Annotated in this window: 12 protein-coding genes; 9 read left to right on the top strand and 3 right to left on the bottom strand. The window is 62.0% G+C overall.

The genetic code is table 11. The features are described 5' to 3' along the window. Positions 1 to 129 precede the first annotated feature (129 nt). The 4 genes from ACMGG9_RS11840 (at position 130) to ACMGG9_RS11825 (ending at position 4,526) form a co-directional block, all read left to right on the top strand. Entirely contained in the window at positions 130 to 1,059 is a 930-nt protein-coding gene (locus ACMGG9_RS11840) for a LysR substrate-binding domain-containing protein (protein ID WP_033643182.1), read from the top strand. 256 nt (positions 1,060 to 1,315) lie between these two features. Continuing rightward, positions 1,316 to 3,196, top strand: coding sequence for a potassium transporter Kup (locus ACMGG9_RS11835; protein ID WP_193160158.1), 1,881 nt, complete (start codon positions 1,316 to 1,318; stop codon positions 3,194 to 3,196). 189 nt (positions 3,197 to 3,385) lie between these two features. Beyond that, positions 3,386 to 4,105: a glucosamine-6-phosphate deaminase gene (locus tag ACMGG9_RS11830; protein ID WP_021503752.1), complete on the top strand. Its 720-nt coding sequence runs from the start codon at positions 3,386 to 3,388 to the stop codon at positions 4,103 to 4,105. 118 nt (positions 4,106 to 4,223) lie between these two features. Continuing rightward, positions 4,224 to 4,526: a cupin domain-containing protein gene (locus ACMGG9_RS11825; protein WP_042784602.1), complete on the top strand. Its 303-nt coding sequence runs from the start codon at positions 4,224 to 4,226 to the stop codon at positions 4,524 to 4,526. Here ACMGG9_RS11825 and ACMGG9_RS11820 read toward each other — a convergent pair. After that, on the bottom strand, positions 4,523 to 5,113 hold the full coding sequence (locus ACMGG9_RS11820; protein WP_042784600.1) for a TetR/AcrR family transcriptional regulator: 591 nt from the start codon (positions 5,111 to 5,113) through the stop codon (positions 4,523 to 4,525). The genes ACMGG9_RS11825 and ACMGG9_RS11820 overlap by 4 nt on opposite strands. Before the next feature lie 140 nt (positions 5,114 to 5,253). Between ACMGG9_RS11820 and ACMGG9_RS11815 the strand changes: the two genes are divergently transcribed. The 3 genes from ACMGG9_RS11815 to ACMGG9_RS11805 are packed head-to-tail and all read left to right on the top strand — an operon-like array spanning position 5,254 to position 8,136. Further along, positions 5,254 to 6,309 carry a sugar phosphate isomerase/epimerase family protein gene (locus tag ACMGG9_RS11815; protein ID WP_042784599.1) on the top strand — a complete coding sequence of 352 codons (1,056 nt, stop codon included), beginning with the start codon at positions 5,254 to 5,256 and terminating at the stop codon, positions 6,307 to 6,309. Positions 6,310 to 6,335: 26 nt separating this feature from the next. Then, positions 6,336 to 7,229, top strand: a complete 894-nt coding sequence (locus ACMGG9_RS11810; protein ID WP_262825637.1) for an alpha/beta fold hydrolase — start codon at positions 6,336 to 6,338, stop codon at positions 7,227 to 7,229. Further along, complete coding sequence (locus ACMGG9_RS11805; RefSeq protein ID WP_414162228.1) at positions 7,219 to 8,136, top strand: alpha/beta hydrolase; 918 nt, start codon at positions 7,219 to 7,221, stop codon at positions 8,134 to 8,136. Before ACMGG9_RS11810 ends, ACMGG9_RS11805 begins: the two co-directional genes overlap by 11 nt. A gap of 428 nt (positions 8,137 to 8,564) precedes the next feature. On the opposite strand, the gene ACMGG9_RS11800 is transcribed toward ACMGG9_RS11805, so the two are convergent. Next, positions 8,565 to 9,998 carry an NAD-dependent succinate-semialdehyde dehydrogenase gene (locus ACMGG9_RS11800; protein WP_414162227.1) on the bottom strand — a complete coding sequence of 478 codons (1,434 nt, stop codon included), beginning with the start codon at positions 9,996 to 9,998 and terminating at the stop codon, positions 8,565 to 8,567. A gap of 196 nt (positions 9,999 to 10,194) precedes the next feature. On the opposite strand from ACMGG9_RS11800, the gene ACMGG9_RS11795 reads away from it, so the two are divergent. After that, positions 10,195 to 11,022: an AraC family transcriptional regulator gene (locus ACMGG9_RS11795; protein WP_163965373.1), complete on the top strand. Its 828-nt coding sequence runs from the start codon at positions 10,195 to 10,197 to the stop codon at positions 11,020 to 11,022. A 98-nt stretch (positions 11,023 to 11,120) separates the two neighbouring features. Further along, positions 11,121 to 12,089, top strand: coding sequence for a DMT family transporter (locus ACMGG9_RS11790; RefSeq protein WP_096242278.1), 969 nt, complete (start codon positions 11,121 to 11,123; stop codon positions 12,087 to 12,089). Positions 12,090 to 12,116: 27 nt separating this feature from the next. Here ACMGG9_RS11790 and fusA read toward each other — a convergent pair whose 3' ends face one another. Next, a complete protein-coding gene (fusA, locus tag ACMGG9_RS11785) occupies positions 12,117 to 14,222 on the bottom strand; it encodes an elongation factor G (protein WP_414162226.1) in 2,106 nt (701 codons plus the stop codon). Positions 14,223 to 14,293: the final 71 nt, after the last annotated feature.

Below are 14,293 nucleotides of genomic sequence, written 5' to 3'. Positions count from 1 at the left end.
AGAATTTAAAAAAATTGTAAAATACGGAAAAATACTTTCTTATACAAAAAACGAGTGATTTTAATGCGTTGATTTTTATGTATATTGAATCCATTCCTTCAGTGTCGATTTCCCAAAAACAGTCAATATATGAAAAAAACAGAACAGTACGATGAGCCATTGCCGATGCTGCCGAACGATCCGCCGCTGCGCGCCGTGCGGGCGTTCGAAGCCATCGCGCGCCTGGGGGGCATCAGCGCGGCGGCTAACGAGCTGATGATTTCGCCTTCGGCGGTCAGTCATCAACTCAAAACGCTGGAGGCATTTTTGCAGATGCCGTTGACCGAACGGCAGGGGCGTAACCTGGTGCTGCGCAGCGAGGGGCGGGAGTATTACCGTTCGATTCGCTCGGCGTTCAACGTGCTGCGCCAGGCGACCGAACACGTGCGCGAGCAATCCGCGTCGCGGCAGGTGACCATCAGCCTGATCCCGCTGTTCGGCATGGGTTGGTTCATTCCGCGGCTGCGCGGTTTCCTGCGCGAAAATCCGGATATCGACATCAATGTGGTCTACGCCAACCACCGCAATTACCTGAGCGACGCCGCCGACCTGTCGATCCGCTTCGGGGTCGGGCAGTGGACCGGCTATCGCAGCGAGAAGCTGATGTCCGGCAAAATGGTGCCGGTGTGCAGCCGGGCATTCAGTAAACTGCATGGTTTGCTCGATACGCCGGAGCAGCTGGCGACGCTGCCGCTGCTGCACGACGAGGAGCGCAATACCTGGATGCAATGGTTTCAGCAGGCCGGCGTCAAGCGCCCGCTGCGCAGTATCGGCCCGATGTTTGAGGACGGGTTGTTGACGTTGGCGGCGGTGCAGGCGGGGTTAGGGTGCGCGTTGATGCGTGAACCGTTAATCGCCCAGTACCTTGAAAGCGGTGAGTTGATTAAAATGTTCGATCTGCCGATCGACGACGGCCGCGATTATTACCTGTGCGCTCGACTGGATAGCGAGCTGTCGCAGGAAGGCGAAAATCTGCGGCAGTGGCTGCGCCGCGAAGCCGATGAGAGCCGGCTCGCGTAACGCCGGGCGGAAACAGGGGGGAGCCGGACGTTCATTTCACTTTCCCACGACGCACGCCACGCCAACAGGAAAGTAATAGGCCCTCCGGGGTGGGCGTTTTTAAACCGTTGCTCACCGGCGATGATTGCTGAAGCTTCAACGCGCGATGCTGTCACTGGCGAAGATGACGGCTATGCTTAACTTGCCGATCACGTGGCGCGACGGCCACAAAGTGACAATAATTCCCACTCTCAGCGCAACGTCAAGGAGCGAGCAGATGTCTGTCGGCAATGATACGGAAACCGTGAATAAGACGGGGCTGGCGCCGCTGGCGTTGGGCGCATTGGGCGTGGTGTTCGGCGATATCGGCACCAGCCCGCTGTACACCCTGAAAACCGTGCTATTTCTCTCCGGCGACGCGCCTTCGGCGCCGGTGATCCTTGGCCTGCTGTCGCTGATATTCTGGACGCTGGTGATCGTCACTTCTCTCAAATACGCCATGTTCGCCATGCGCATCGGCAACCGCGGCGAGGGCGGCATCATGGCGCTGATGTCGCTGTTGGTCAGCAAGCGAAAATCCCGGCCGCTGGTGCTGTTCGCCGGCCTGTTCGGCGCCGCGCTCATTTACGGCGACGGCGCCATCACGCCGGCCATCTCGGTGCTCTCGGCCCTCGAAGGGCTGAACATCGTGCTGCCGGCGTCGCAGCCCTATATTCTGCCGGCGGCGGTGGTGATTTTGCTCAGTCTTTTCGCCATTCAGCCGCTGGGTACCGCGCGCATCGGCCGCGTGTTCGGGCCGATCATGGCGCTGTGGTTCCTGTCGATCGCTGCGTTGGGCGTGTGGGGCATCATCCAGCATCCGGCGGTATTGCTGGCGCTGAACCCGCTCTACGGCATTCACTTTCTGTTCTCCAACGGACTGACCAGCTTCCTGGTGCTGGGCGGCGTGTTTTTGTGCGTCACCGGCGCCGAAGCGCTGTATGCCGATATGGGGCATTTCGGCAAACGGCCGATTTGGCTGGCCTGGTTCGGCATCGTTTTTCCCAGCCTGTTGCTTAACTACGCCGGTCAGGCCGCGCTGATCCTGAGCGGCGCCGATGTCACGCAGAACATCTTCTTCCGTTTATGCCCGCCGGCGCTGCTGATCCCGCTGGTGATCCTGGCCACGCTGGCGACGATCATCGCCAGCCAGGCGATCATCAGCGGTGCGTTTTCCATGACCCGGCAGGCGATCCAACTGGGGTGGCTGCCGCGGCTGCGGGTCAGGCAAACCACCGAGGAAAGTTACGGGCAGATCTACATTGGCGCCATCAACTGGCTGCTGATGGTGGTGACGCTGTTCCTGACCGTGTTCTTTAAATCGTCGGACAATCTGGCCGCCGCCTACGGCATCGCCGTCTCGTTGACCATGATCATGACCACCGGCCTGCTGTTCGTCGCCATGCGCGAGGTGTGGCGCTGGGGGCCGATCGCCAGCCTGTTGGTGGCGGGCGGTTTCTTCGTGGTCGATTTGAGCTTCCTGACGGCCAACATGACTAAAGTGCTGCAGGGCGGTTATATCCCGCTGCTGTTGGCCGCCGCGGTCTATACCGTGATGCTGATCTGGCATCGCGGGGTGCTGGCGGCCGCGCGCACCCTCGGTGAAACGACAGTGCCGGTAGAGGATTTCCTGGAGAAAATCCGCCGCGAATCCGTGCCGCGCGTGCCGGGCACCGCAGTATTCCTGACTCGCAGCCTGCAGGGGACGCCGCCGGTGATGAAATGGCAGGTCAAGCGCAACGGTTCGCTGCACGCCAACGTGCTGGCACTCACCATTGCCATCGTCAATGAGCCGCGGGTCTCGAATGCTGAACGTTTGGTAATGCGCGAGCTGTCGCCGGGCTTTTGGTGCGGCGTGGCCAGCTATGGCTTTATGGAGCGGCCTAACATCCCGCAGCTGTTGCAGCACGTCGAGGCGCAGAAATCCGGTCTGAACTTCGACGAGGCGACCTACTATCTTGGGCACGAGACCGTGGTGCGCCGCGAAGCGAACGACCGGTTGCCATCCTGGCAGCGCAACCTGTTCGCGCTGATGGTGCGCAACGGCATGCACGTCACGGATTATTACTACCTGCCCAGCGATCAGGTGGTGGAGATTAGCCGCCGCGTGCCGGTATAGGGCGCGAAAAAGGCATCGCCGCAATTGCGGCTTGCATCACACAACGCGGTTTGCATTTCATTCCTGGCCGCCATAACCTGACAAGAAACGGATTGTTACTGACGCGATCAGGCAAAACCTAACTTCTCTTCCGGCATCGAACATGGCCGGATGGGCGGTTAGGTTTTTTTTTGCAAAAAGGAGAAGGGAATGAAACTTGTCGTCGCTAATGATTACCAGGAAATGAGTGAGCTGGCCGCCAGCCTGTTGTTGAGTTACATGCTGCGCCCGCAGCGCGTCAATCTGGCTATCACCGCCGGCTCGACGCCTAAACGGATGTATGAGTTGTTGGCTCCGCGCGTCAAGGGCCACGCGGAATTCGCCAACGCGCATTACTATAATTTCGATGAAATTCCTTACGCTGGCCGATCGGGCTATGGCGTCACCATGGAGAATCTGCACCGTATGTTCTTTGGCCCGGCGGCGATCCCCGAGCGGCAACTGCACGTCTTGAATTCGGACAACTACCTGCAGCACGATCGGCGTATCGCCGAAGATGGCGGGCTGGATGCAATCGTGATGGGCGTCGGAGCGGACGGGCATTTCTGCGGCAATCTGCCGGGCACCACCGCCTTCGAAGACCGCACCTGTCGGGTGCCGGTTTCCGCCAGGCCGGATATGGCGGACATTTTGCTCAAAGAGGTGGGCGGCCGCACTGAATGGTTGCCCGATCATTACGTCACCCTGGGGCCTGCAAGCGTGATGGCCGCCAAAAAGCTGGTGCTGCTCGTCAACGGTTCGCACAAAGCGGACATTTTGCGGCGCATTGTCAGCGGGCCGGTGGAGAGCGGGGTGCCCGCCAGCATTTTGATGCTGCATCCGGACCTGTTGATTATCGCCGATCGGGAGGCCGCGGCGCTGCTGCCTTAAGCGTTCATCCGGCGCGTCTCGCCTCAGAACCAACGGTCATAACCTGCAACCAAAGCGTCTTTCCCTGCGGCGCAGAATCAGGCTAGAGTGCGTTTTTTCATGCACCTGGGGGATTCCGATGCTGTTCGATTTAAACCAGCAGGCGGCCGAACTGCCTGAGGCCTGGCGCTCTGCCGTGCTGGGCCGCGTCGGTGCGGCCAATATCAAAGTGCTGCGCATGGATGCGCGCAGCATTGCGGATGAAGTGCATGATTACAGCGAAGGGTTGCTGGTGATCAGCGGCCACCTGCGGCTGCAGGTGGCGGGGGAAGACGTGGTGGTGCGGGCCGGTCAGCTGTATCAGGCCGCGGCCGGCGTGCCGCACCGCGTGTTGCCGGGCAGCGAAGGCACGCTGGTGATTGTCGATTTGCCGGAGGATTAAGCGTCGCCCAACGCCGTCAGCGCCACGTTTACCGCCGCCAATAACCGCGCCTCGGTGACGCCGTCACGCGCCTGAATCGACAGGCCGTGCAGGAAGACGGCGAAATAGTCACCCAGGCTGTCGGCATCGGTGTCGGCCGGCAATTCGCCGGTTTGCACCGCCTGCCGCAGCCGTTCGACGATCTGCTGCGTGCGCTGCAGCCGATGCTCTGCCAGCCAGGCTTTGAGCCCGTCGTTTTCCGCGCTGACGCTGGCGGCGGCGGAGACCACCATGCAGCCTTGCGGCAGATCGGGCCGGCTATAGAGCCGCACGGCGTCTTCCAGCAGGCGTTTGAGCGCCGGGCGAATGCCGTTTTCCGTCGCGAAGGCGCGATCGGCGAAGCCCCCTTCGGCGGCTTCATAACAGGCAATCGCCTCGCGGAACAGCTGCTCTTTGGAGCCGAACGCTTTGTAGATGCGTGCGGAAGCGATGCCCAACTCCGCCACCAGATCCGACATCGAAGTGCCTTCGTAACCTTGCCGCCAGAATAAGTTTCGCGCCTTCAATAGCGCCTGTTCGCGATCGAACTCGCGCGGTCTGCCTGCCATTCGCTGCTCCAATTTACCTGCCATTCAGCGACATAGGATCGCTTAAATCGACGGGAATACCAATGCCTTTATAAATTTCGCTTGCGGTCGCCGCGCTTTGCTTCCATTGTTTGTCAATCGACAACCAATAGGAGTTTACGATGAAAACCCTCAAAGGTCCAAGCCTGCATCTCGCGCAATTCAGCGATGACGCGGCGCCTTTCAACAGCTTGCCCGCCATTGCCGAGTGGGCGGCGCGGACCGGTTTTACCGCCTTGCAGATCCCGGCCTGGGATCGGCGTTTATTCGACGTGGCCACCGCTGCGGAAAGCCAAACCTACTGCGACGATTTGACCGGCATGTTGGCGGAGCAGGGGTTGGTGGTCAGCGAACTGACCAGCCATATCTTCGGCCAGCTGATGGCAGTGCACCCGGCTTACGATGCGCTGTGCGACAGCTTTGCGCCGCCGGCGCTGCAGGGCGATCCCAAGGCCCGCGGCGAGTGGGCGCGGCAGCAAATGCTGTTGGCGGTGAAGGCGTCGGCGCGGCTGGGGCTCAGCGAACTGGGCACCTTTTCCGGTTCGCTGGCCTGGCCCTATCTGTTCCCGTTCCCGCAGCGCCCTGAAGGATTGATTGACACCGCGTTCAACGAACTCGCCAAACGCTGGCTGCCGGTGCTCGACGCCTGCGAGGAGCAGGGCATCAATCTGTGTTATGAAATTCACCCGAGTGAGGATCTTCACGACGGCGTGACGTTTGAGATGTTTCTGCAGCGCGTCGGCAACCATCCGCGTTGCCGGGTGTTGTTCGATCCGAGCCACATGGTGCTGCAGCAGCTTAACTATCTGGAGTTTATCGATATCTATAAGGACGTTATCGGCATGTTCCACGTTAAGGACGCCGAGTTCAATCCGACCGGTCGTCAGGGCATATACGGCGGTTATCAGTCCTGGATCGATCGCGCCGGCCGTTTCCGCTCGCTGGGCGACGGCCAGGTCGATTTCAACGGCATTTTCTCCCGTTTGACGCAGTATGGCTATCCGGGCTGGGCGACGCTGGAGTGGGAGTGCTGCCTGAAAAATCCACAGGACGGCGCTCGCGAAGGCGCGGCCTTCATTCGCGAGCGCATTATCCGTGTCACCGACAAAGTGTTTGATGACTTCGCCGGTGCGCCGGTCAATCCTCAGCAGATCAATGCATTGCTCGGCATTCGCTGAGCCTGACCCCACAGGGAGTTAACCCCATGAAACACAGTCAAAACGAGATCCTGTTGCAGGATCTCGCGGCGGAACACGTCTATACCCAGGTCAACGGCCGGCGCCTTCACTGCGTGGTGGCCGGCGAAGGGCGGCCGGTGCTGCTGATCCCCGGCTGGCCGCAAACCTGGTACACCTGGCGTTATGTGATGCGCGCCTTGGCGGCGGCCGGTTTTCAGGCGATCGCCGTCGATCCGCCGGGCATCGGCGACTCTGACAAGCCCGCTGGCGGCTACGACACCGGCAGCATCGGTGCGGCGTTGCACGCGATGATGGCGCAGCTGGGCCATCAACGTTACCAACTGGTCGGCCACGACATCGGCATGTGGATCGGTTACGCCATGGCGAGCGATTTCCCGCAGGCGGTGGAGCGTCTGGTGCTGACGGAGGCGGTGATCCCCGGTCTGGCGCCGCCGCCGCCGATTTTCGTCGCGCCGGAGGAGAATATCTTCCTATGGCATTTCATGTTCAACCAATTGGCGGATTTGCCGGAGACCCTGACCCAGGGGCGCGAGCGGGAGTATCTTGGCTATATCTTCAACCGCTGGTCTTATCGGCGCGATCGGGTGGCGGCTGAGGTCTATATCGCCGCCTATTCGGCGCCGGGCGGCCTGCGCGCCGGATTCGACTATTACCGGGCGATCCCGGAGACCGTTCGCCAGAACCGGCTGCGCGCCGCCACGCTGTTGACGATGCCGGTGTTGACGGTGGGAGCGGAGCACGCCACCGGCGACGCGCCGCTGACGACGCTGCAGGGCAATGCGCACGATCTGCGGGGCGAAACGGTCGCCGGCTGCGGCCATTTCATCACCGAGGAGTGTCATGAGGCGTTTATCGCACTGATTACGCCGTTCCTGACGGGAGAGCAACATGCCGCTTGATGAACGCATCGCCGCCTTTCTGGCGGCGTCGGCCGACGCGCCGCTACCCGCTTCGTTGGCGGACATGCGGGCGGCCACGGAAAGCGGTTTGCGTCTGCTGCAGGGCGCACCGCAACCGAGCGGCGGCGTCAGGGATTTTACGCTGGTCGCCACCGATGGGCACCGGATTGCGCTGCGCGCCTATCTACCGGCGGGGGAAAGGCGCGCTGCCGCACAACCGGCGATGCTGTTCGCCCACGGCGGCGGCTGGTGCCTCGGTTCGCTGTCGCTGTATGACCAGCCCTGTCAGGCGCTGGCTAACGCCACCGATCGGGTGATCCTGTCGGTCGATTATCGACTGGCGCCGGAGTTTCCTTTTCCACAGCCGCTGGAAGATGTCTATCAGGCGCTCTGTTGGGCGGCGCAACAGGCGCCGCAGTTAGGGATTGACGCTGACCGTCTGGCGGTGGGTGGTGACAGCGCCGGAGGCAATCTGGCGGCGGCGGTCGCGCTGTTGGCGCGGGATCGCGGCGGCCCGCACATTGAACGTCAACTGCTGCTGTACCCGGCGCTCAGCCGCGAAATGGCGACGAAGAGCTATTACGAATTCGCCGAGGGGCATTTTTTGACGCGCGACGCGATGGTGTTTTGTTGGCAGCAGTACCTGGCCCAGCGACGCGATCCGAGCGCCGAGCCGCTGCACGCCGAGCCGCTGCACGCCGCCACGCTGCGCGGATTGCCGCCGGCCACTATCCTGAGCTGCGAATATGATCCGCTGCGCGATGAGGCCGAACTGTATGCGCAGCGGCTGCGTGAGGCGGGTGTGGCGGTACGCTGTGAACGGTTGCCGGGCATGGTGCATGCCTGCATTCACATGTTGGGGCTGACCCCGGCGGCGCGGCGCCTGTTCGAGCTGGCTCGCGAGTAAAAAGTTCACGCTAAGACGCGATGAACCATTCTTATCCCATTCGTTTGATGTTGCGTTATGAAAGGCAATGAAAATAGTGAGATAAGCAGGGTGTTGGGCGCCCTTGAAGACGCCGAACGCAGGCATAGCGCATTAGGAGAAACCGCCATGGACGGCGGTTTCAGGTGAGACAGGCAGGGACGCCTGTCGCAACCGGCCTCAATGCGGTATGGCGGAGAGAGGGAAGTTGGCAAAGCCAACCGTCTGATAGGGCAAAGGCGCGGGTTGCCAGGGGCCGCGCCTTCGGCCCCTGGCTCGGTCGAAGCGTATGAGCTTCATGGCGCATCTCACCTTTATCGACCGAAAACTGCACAAATACGTTCAGAAAAACGCTAACTAACCAGGATTACCCGCATTGCGGGGCTTCTGGCTATTCATCCGACGTGCGATTAACGGCCGGCGACGGTGACAAAGCGCGTTTCCAGGTAGGATTCGATCGCTTCGCTGCCGCCTTCGGTGCCGTGGCCGGAGTCCTTCACGCCGCCAAACGGCGTTTCCGGCAGGCCGAAACCGATGTGGTTGATGCTCAGCATGCCGCTCTCCACGTCGCGCCCCAGCGCATTGACGGTGGCGATGTTGCGGCTGTAAGCGTAGGCGGCCAGCCCGTACGGCAGGCGATTGGCTTCGGCGATCGCCTCGTCGTAGGTGGCGAACGGGCGTAGCAGGGCGACCGGGCCAAACGGCTCTTCCGACATGGCGCGCGCGCTCAGCGGCACGTCACGCAGCACCGTCGGCTCGAAGAAGTTGCCTTTGCCCGCCACGCGTTTGCCGCCGGTGCTGGCCTTCGCCCCGTGGGCGATAGCGTCCTGCACCAGCGCCTCGATATTGTCGACGCTGCGGCCCAGCACCATCGGCCCCATCGTCACGCCGTCTTCCAGCCCGTTGCCGAGCTTGAGTTCACGCACCGCGGCGGTGAATTTCTCCACGAAGGCTTCATAAACGCCTTGCTGGATCAGGAAGCGGGTCGGGGCGATACAGACCTGGCCGGCGTTGCGGAACTTGGATTGCGCCAGCTCTTTGGCCGCCGCGTCGAGATCGGCGTCGTCGAAGATCAGCACCGGCGCGTGGCCGCCCAGCTCCATGGTGGCCTTTTTCATATGCTGGCCGGCCAGCGCAGCCAGATGTTTGCCCACGCGGGTGGAGCCGGTGAAGGAGATCTTGCGAATGGTCGGATGCGGGATCAGGTATTCCGAGATTTCCGCCGGGGTGCCGTACACCAGCGCGATCACCCCGGCCGGAATGCCGGCGTCGGCGAAGACTTTGATCAGCTCAGCCGGTGAGGCCGGCGTTTCTTCCGGGCCTTTGACGATGATTGAACAACCCGCCGCCAGCGCGGCGGACAGCTTGCGCACGATCTGGTTGATCGGGAAGTTCCATGGCGTGAAGGCGGCCACCGCGCCGACCGGCAGTTTCAGGGTTTGCTGCTGCACGTCGCGAGCGCGGGACGGAATAATCTGCCCGTAGGTGCGGATGGCTTCACCGGCGAACCACTCGATCACGTCGGCGGCGTTGAGAATTTCGATTTTGGCCTGCGCCACCGGCTTACCCTGTTCCTGCGTCATGATGGCGGCGATGGCGTCGGCGCGTTCGCGCAGCAGCGCAGCGGCTTTGCGCATCAGGTTGGCGCGCTGGTGTGCGGCGGTGTTGCGCCAAACGTTAAACCCGCGTTCGGTGGCGGCCAGCGCCAGATCGAGATCCTCTGCGGCGGCGTGCGCCACTTGACCGATGATCTCGTCGGTAGCGGGGTTGGAGACCGGCAGGGTTTTTCCGGCCAGCGCGCTGCGCCATTGTCCATCGATATACAGTTGAGTATCCGGATACATTGTTGCCTCTTGTTTGCGGAGTGTCAGGGGCCGATGAGCTTCGCGATGCGGCCCGTCTGAAAGGGACAGGGACCTTAACCCTACGCCGAATGGCGCCGATCGTCCAGGCGAGGGGCACGAAAGGACCAGGGCGGCTACTCAACCGGCGATGTTTTGGCTATGCTGAGCAGATTGTCAGCACGGATGAGGAGGTCGGGTGCAAGGGGTTCCACAACAGTTTCCGTTCGAGAAGGACAGCGCGCAGTTCCGGCATTTGTCGCATCTGCCCGGCGTCGAACTCTATCAGGCACATATCGAACGCTATGCCTTCGAGCCGCATACCCATGACGCCTTCGCTATCGGCACCGTGGACACCGGGGCGGAGCGCTTCCGCTATCGCGGGGCACAGCACCTGGCGGCGCCGGGCGCGCTGGTGCTGATGAATCCTGACGAGCTGCATACCGGCGAAGCTGAAACGCCGGGCGGCTGGTGTTATCGCATGCTCTATCTGGCGCCCGAGGCGCTGGAGCAGCTGTCCGGCGATCGGAGCCAGTGGTTTACCGATGCGGTGCGCCACGATCCGCGGGCGGCGCAGCGCCTGTCCGCCATTCTCGCCGCGCTGTGGCAAACCGACGATCCGCTTACGCTAGACGGCCTGCTGTTGGAAGCGGTGGCGTTGCTGCAACCGCACATCCGCACAGGGCGCCGGGAGAAAGCCGAGGCGGCGCACCGTTTCGAGGTGGTGAAAAGCTACCTGCACGATAACTTCGCCGAGGCTATAACGCTCAACCAACTGGCCGAGCTGGTGTCGCTTAGCCCGTACCATTTCCTGCGCAAGTTCAAGGCCGAATACCACGTCTCGCCGCAGCAGATGCTGATGGCGATCCGGCTGTCGCAGGCCAAGCGCATGCTGGAGCGCGGCATGCCCGCCGCACAGGTGGCGGCGGCGGCGGGGCTGACCGATCAGGCGCACCTGACGCGCGCCTTCGCCAACCGTTACGGCGTCACTCCAGTGCGTTTCCAGAAACAGGTGAAATTGGGCTAAAACAGCAACCTGCTACAATAATTCCTCCCCGCGTTTTCGTTACTCTGCCGCTGTCTTGTCGGGCGGGTTGGCCGCACCGGCCGTTTGTCGGAGTCGTTATGTTCATTGGCGTTGTGTTTGCCCTGGCCGCCGGGCTGATGTGGGGATTGATTTTCGTCGGTCCGTTGCTGGTGCCGGACTATCCCGCCGCGCTGCAGTCCACCGGGCGCTATCTGGCCTTCGGGCTGATCGCCTTGCCGCTGGCGTGGTTCGATCGCCGCCGCCTGCGTAAGCTGCAGCGCCAGGATTGGTGGGAAGCGCTCAAGCTGACGGCTATCGGCAATCTGCTGTACTACCTGTGCCTGGCCAGCGCCATTCAGCGCACCGGTGCGCCGGTGTCGACCATGATCATCGGCACCTTGCCGGTAGTGATCGCCATTTGCGCCAATCTGTTTTACGGCCGGCACGACGGGCGCCTGGCCTGGGGCAAACTGGCGCCGGCACTGCTGTTGATCGTCTGTGGATTGGCTTGCGTGAATGTCGCCGAGCTGCGCGGCAATGCGGTGCCGATCGACGGCTGGCGCTATCTCAGCGGTCTTGGGCTGGCCGTGTTGGCGGTGGCGTGCTGGACCTGGTTCCCGCTGCGCAATTCACGCTGGCTGCGGGAGAATCCGACGCAGCGTCCGGCTACCTGGGCCACGGCCCAAGGGCTGGTGACGCTGCCGCTGGCGCTGCTGGGCTATCTGGCGGTCTGCGGTCAGTTGGCGTTGAGCGAGCCGGCGTTCGCCTTGCCGTTCGGCCCGCGCCCTGAGGTGTTTATCCCTCTGATGCTGATCATCGGCGTGTTCTGCTCCTGGCTGGGGGCGCTGTGCTGGAACGAAGCCAGCCAGCGGCTGCCGACGGTGTTGGTGGGGCCGCTCATCGTGTTCGAAATTCTGGCGGGGCTGGCGTATACCTTTCTGTTGCGCCAGGCCTGGCCGCCGCTGCTGACGCTGGCGGGCATCGTCTGTCTGATCGCCGGCGTGGTGTACGCCATGCGCATCAAACCGCAGCCCGTGGTGGTGGCGCTGGAGGACAAGCCGAGGTGACGCCCGCCGTGGCGGCGGGCGTAAGGGTTAACGCTTGCTGTGGTGAATGATCTCTTCGGCCACGTTGCGCGGCGCTTCGGCGTAGTGGCTGAATTCCATGGTGTAGGTGGCGCGGCCCTGCGACATCGAACGCAGGGTGGTCGAGTAGCCGAACATCTCGGACAGCGGCACCTTGGCGCGAATTTCCTTGCCGCCGCCGCCCGGGATCTCTTCCATGCCCTGCACCAGACCGCGGCGTGAGGAGAGATCGCCCATCACGTTGCCGGCGTAATCCTCCGGCGTTTCCACTTCCACCGACATGATCGGCTCGAGGATCACCGGATCCGCCAGGCGGCAGGCGTCCTTGAAGCCGAAGATCGCCGCCATGCGGAACGCCTGTTCCGACGAGTCGACGTCATGGTAAGAACCGAAGGTCAGGTGCACCTTGACGTCCACCACCTGATAACCGGCCAGCACGCCGTTATTCAGCGCCTCGAGCACGCCTTTTTTCACCGCCGGGATAAACTCGCCGGGAATGACGCCGCCCTTGATCTCATCGAAGAACTCGAAGCCTTTGCCGGGTTCGTTCGGCTCGACGGTCAGCACCACGTGGCCGTATTGCCCTTTGCCGCCGGATTGGCGCACGAACTTGCCTTCCACGTCGGCCACCCGTTTGCGGATGGTTTCGCGGTAAGACACCTGCGGTTTGCCGGTGGTGGTCTCCACCCCGAACTCGCGGCGCATGCGATCGACGATAATCTCCAGGTGCAGCTCGCCCATGCCGTAGATAATGGTTTGGCCGGATTCTTCATCGGTGCGCACGCGGAACGACGGATCTTCCGAAGAGAGCCGCTGCAGCGCGATGCCCATTTTCTCCTGATCGCCCTTGGTCTTCGGCTCGATCGCCTGGGCGATCACCGGTTCGGGGAAGGTCATGCGCTCCAGCGTAATGATGGCGCCGGGATCGCACAGCGTATCGCCGGTGGTGACGTCCTTCAGGCCGACGCAGGCGGCAATGTCGCCGGCGTGCAGTTCGTCGATGTCCTTACGATCGTTGGCGTGCATCTGCACGATGCGGCCGATACGCTCCTTTTTGCCCTTGATTGGGTTATAAACGCTGCTGCCTTTGGCCAGCACCCCGGAATAGACGCGCACGAAGGTGAGTTGGCCGACGAACGGGTCGGTCATCAGCTTAAACGCCAGCGCCGAGAATTTTTCGTTGTCGTCGGCTTTGCGAGTGATGATTTCATCGTGTTCGCCGTGGCCCTCCATCGGCGGCACGTCGAGCGGCGAGGGCATCAGCTCGATCACCGCGTCCAGCATGCGCTGCACGCCTTTGTTGCGGAACGCCGATCCGCACAGCATCGGTTGGATTTCGCCGGCGACGGTGCGCACCCGCAGCCCGTGAACGATCTCCTCTTCGCTCAGCGGCACCTGATTGAGGTATTTCTCCATCAGTTCTTCCGACGCTTCGGCGGCCGCTTCAATCATGTTTTCACGCCACTCCTGCGCCGATTCGCGCAGGTCGGCCGGGATCTCTTCGAAGCTGAAGTTCATGCCCTGCGAGGCTTCGTCCCACAGAATGGCTTTCATCCGCACCAGATCCACCACGCCGCTGAAGCGGTCTTCGGCGCCGATAGGAATAACGATCGGCACCGGGTTGGCTTTGAGGCGCTCGATCATCATTTTGCGCACGCGGAAAAAGTCCGCGCCGATGCGGTCCATCTTGTTGACGAACGCCAGCCGCGGCACTTTGTACTTGTTGGCCTGGCGCCAGACGGTTTCCGACTGCGGCTGGACGCCGCCCACCGAGTCATAGACCATGACGGCGCCGTCCAGCACGCGCATCGAGCGCTCCACTTCAATGGTGAAATCGACGTGCCCGGGGGTATCGATGATATTGATGCGGTGCTGCGGATAATTATGCTGCATGCCGTTCCAGAAGCAGGTGGTGGCCGCCGAGGTGATGGTGATGCCGCGCTCTTGTTCCTGCGCCATCCAGTCCATGGTCGCCGCGCCGTCATGCACTTCGCCCAGCTTGTGGCTGACCCCGGTGTAAAACAGAATCCGCTCGGTGGTGGTGGTTTTGCCGGCATCGATATGCGCGGAGATGCCGATATTGCGGTAACGTTCGATAGGGGGGGTGCGAGCCATAATCAACCTTTCTTAGCCGCGTGAAAGAGAGCGGCTTAAACAGCATGGATAATGATGATAATCCTCATAGG

It is taken from the genome of Serratia sp. BNK-10, from assembly GCF_047456065.1.
GTDB lineage: Bacteria > Pseudomonadota > Gammaproteobacteria > Enterobacterales > Enterobacteriaceae > Serratia > Serratia ureilytica.
Note: the sequence above shows the minus strand (reverse complement) of the source record. Positions and strands in the feature narration are given on the sequence as shown.

Coding starts and splice junctions, on each gene's coding strand:
- ACMGG9_RS11840 (WP_033643182.1), top strand. CDS start 130: ATGAAAAAAACAGAACAGTACGATGAGCCATTGCCGATGCTGCCGAAC.
- ACMGG9_RS11835 (WP_193160158.1), top strand. CDS start 1,316: ATGTCTGTCGGCAATGATACGGAAACCGTGAATAAGACGGGGCTGGCG.
- ACMGG9_RS11830 (WP_021503752.1), top strand. CDS start 3,386: ATGAAACTTGTCGTCGCTAATGATTACCAGGAAATGAGTGAGCTGGCC.
- ACMGG9_RS11825 (WP_042784602.1), top strand. CDS start 4,224: ATGCTGTTCGATTTAAACCAGCAGGCGGCCGAACTGCCTGAGGCCTGG.
- ACMGG9_RS11820 (WP_042784600.1), bottom strand. CDS start 5,113: ATGGCAGGCAGACCGCGCGAGTTCGATCGCGAACAGGCGCTATTGAAG.
- ACMGG9_RS11815 (WP_042784599.1), top strand. CDS start 5,254: ATGAAAACCCTCAAAGGTCCAAGCCTGCATCTCGCGCAATTCAGCGAT.
- ACMGG9_RS11810 (WP_262825637.1), top strand. CDS start 6,336: ATGAAACACAGTCAAAACGAGATCCTGTTGCAGGATCTCGCGGCGGAA.
- ACMGG9_RS11805 (WP_414162228.1), top strand. CDS start 7,219: ATGCCGCTTGATGAACGCATCGCCGCCTTTCTGGCGGCGTCGGCCGAC.
- ACMGG9_RS11800 (WP_414162227.1), bottom strand. CDS start 9,998: ATGTATCCGGATACTCAACTGTATATCGATGGACAATGGCGCAGCGCG.
- ACMGG9_RS11790 (WP_096242278.1), top strand. CDS start 11,121: ATGTTCATTGGCGTTGTGTTTGCCCTGGCCGCCGGGCTGATGTGGGGA.
- fusA (WP_414162226.1), bottom strand. CDS start 14,222: ATGGCTCGCACCCCCCCTATCGAACGTTACCGCAATATCGGCATCTCC.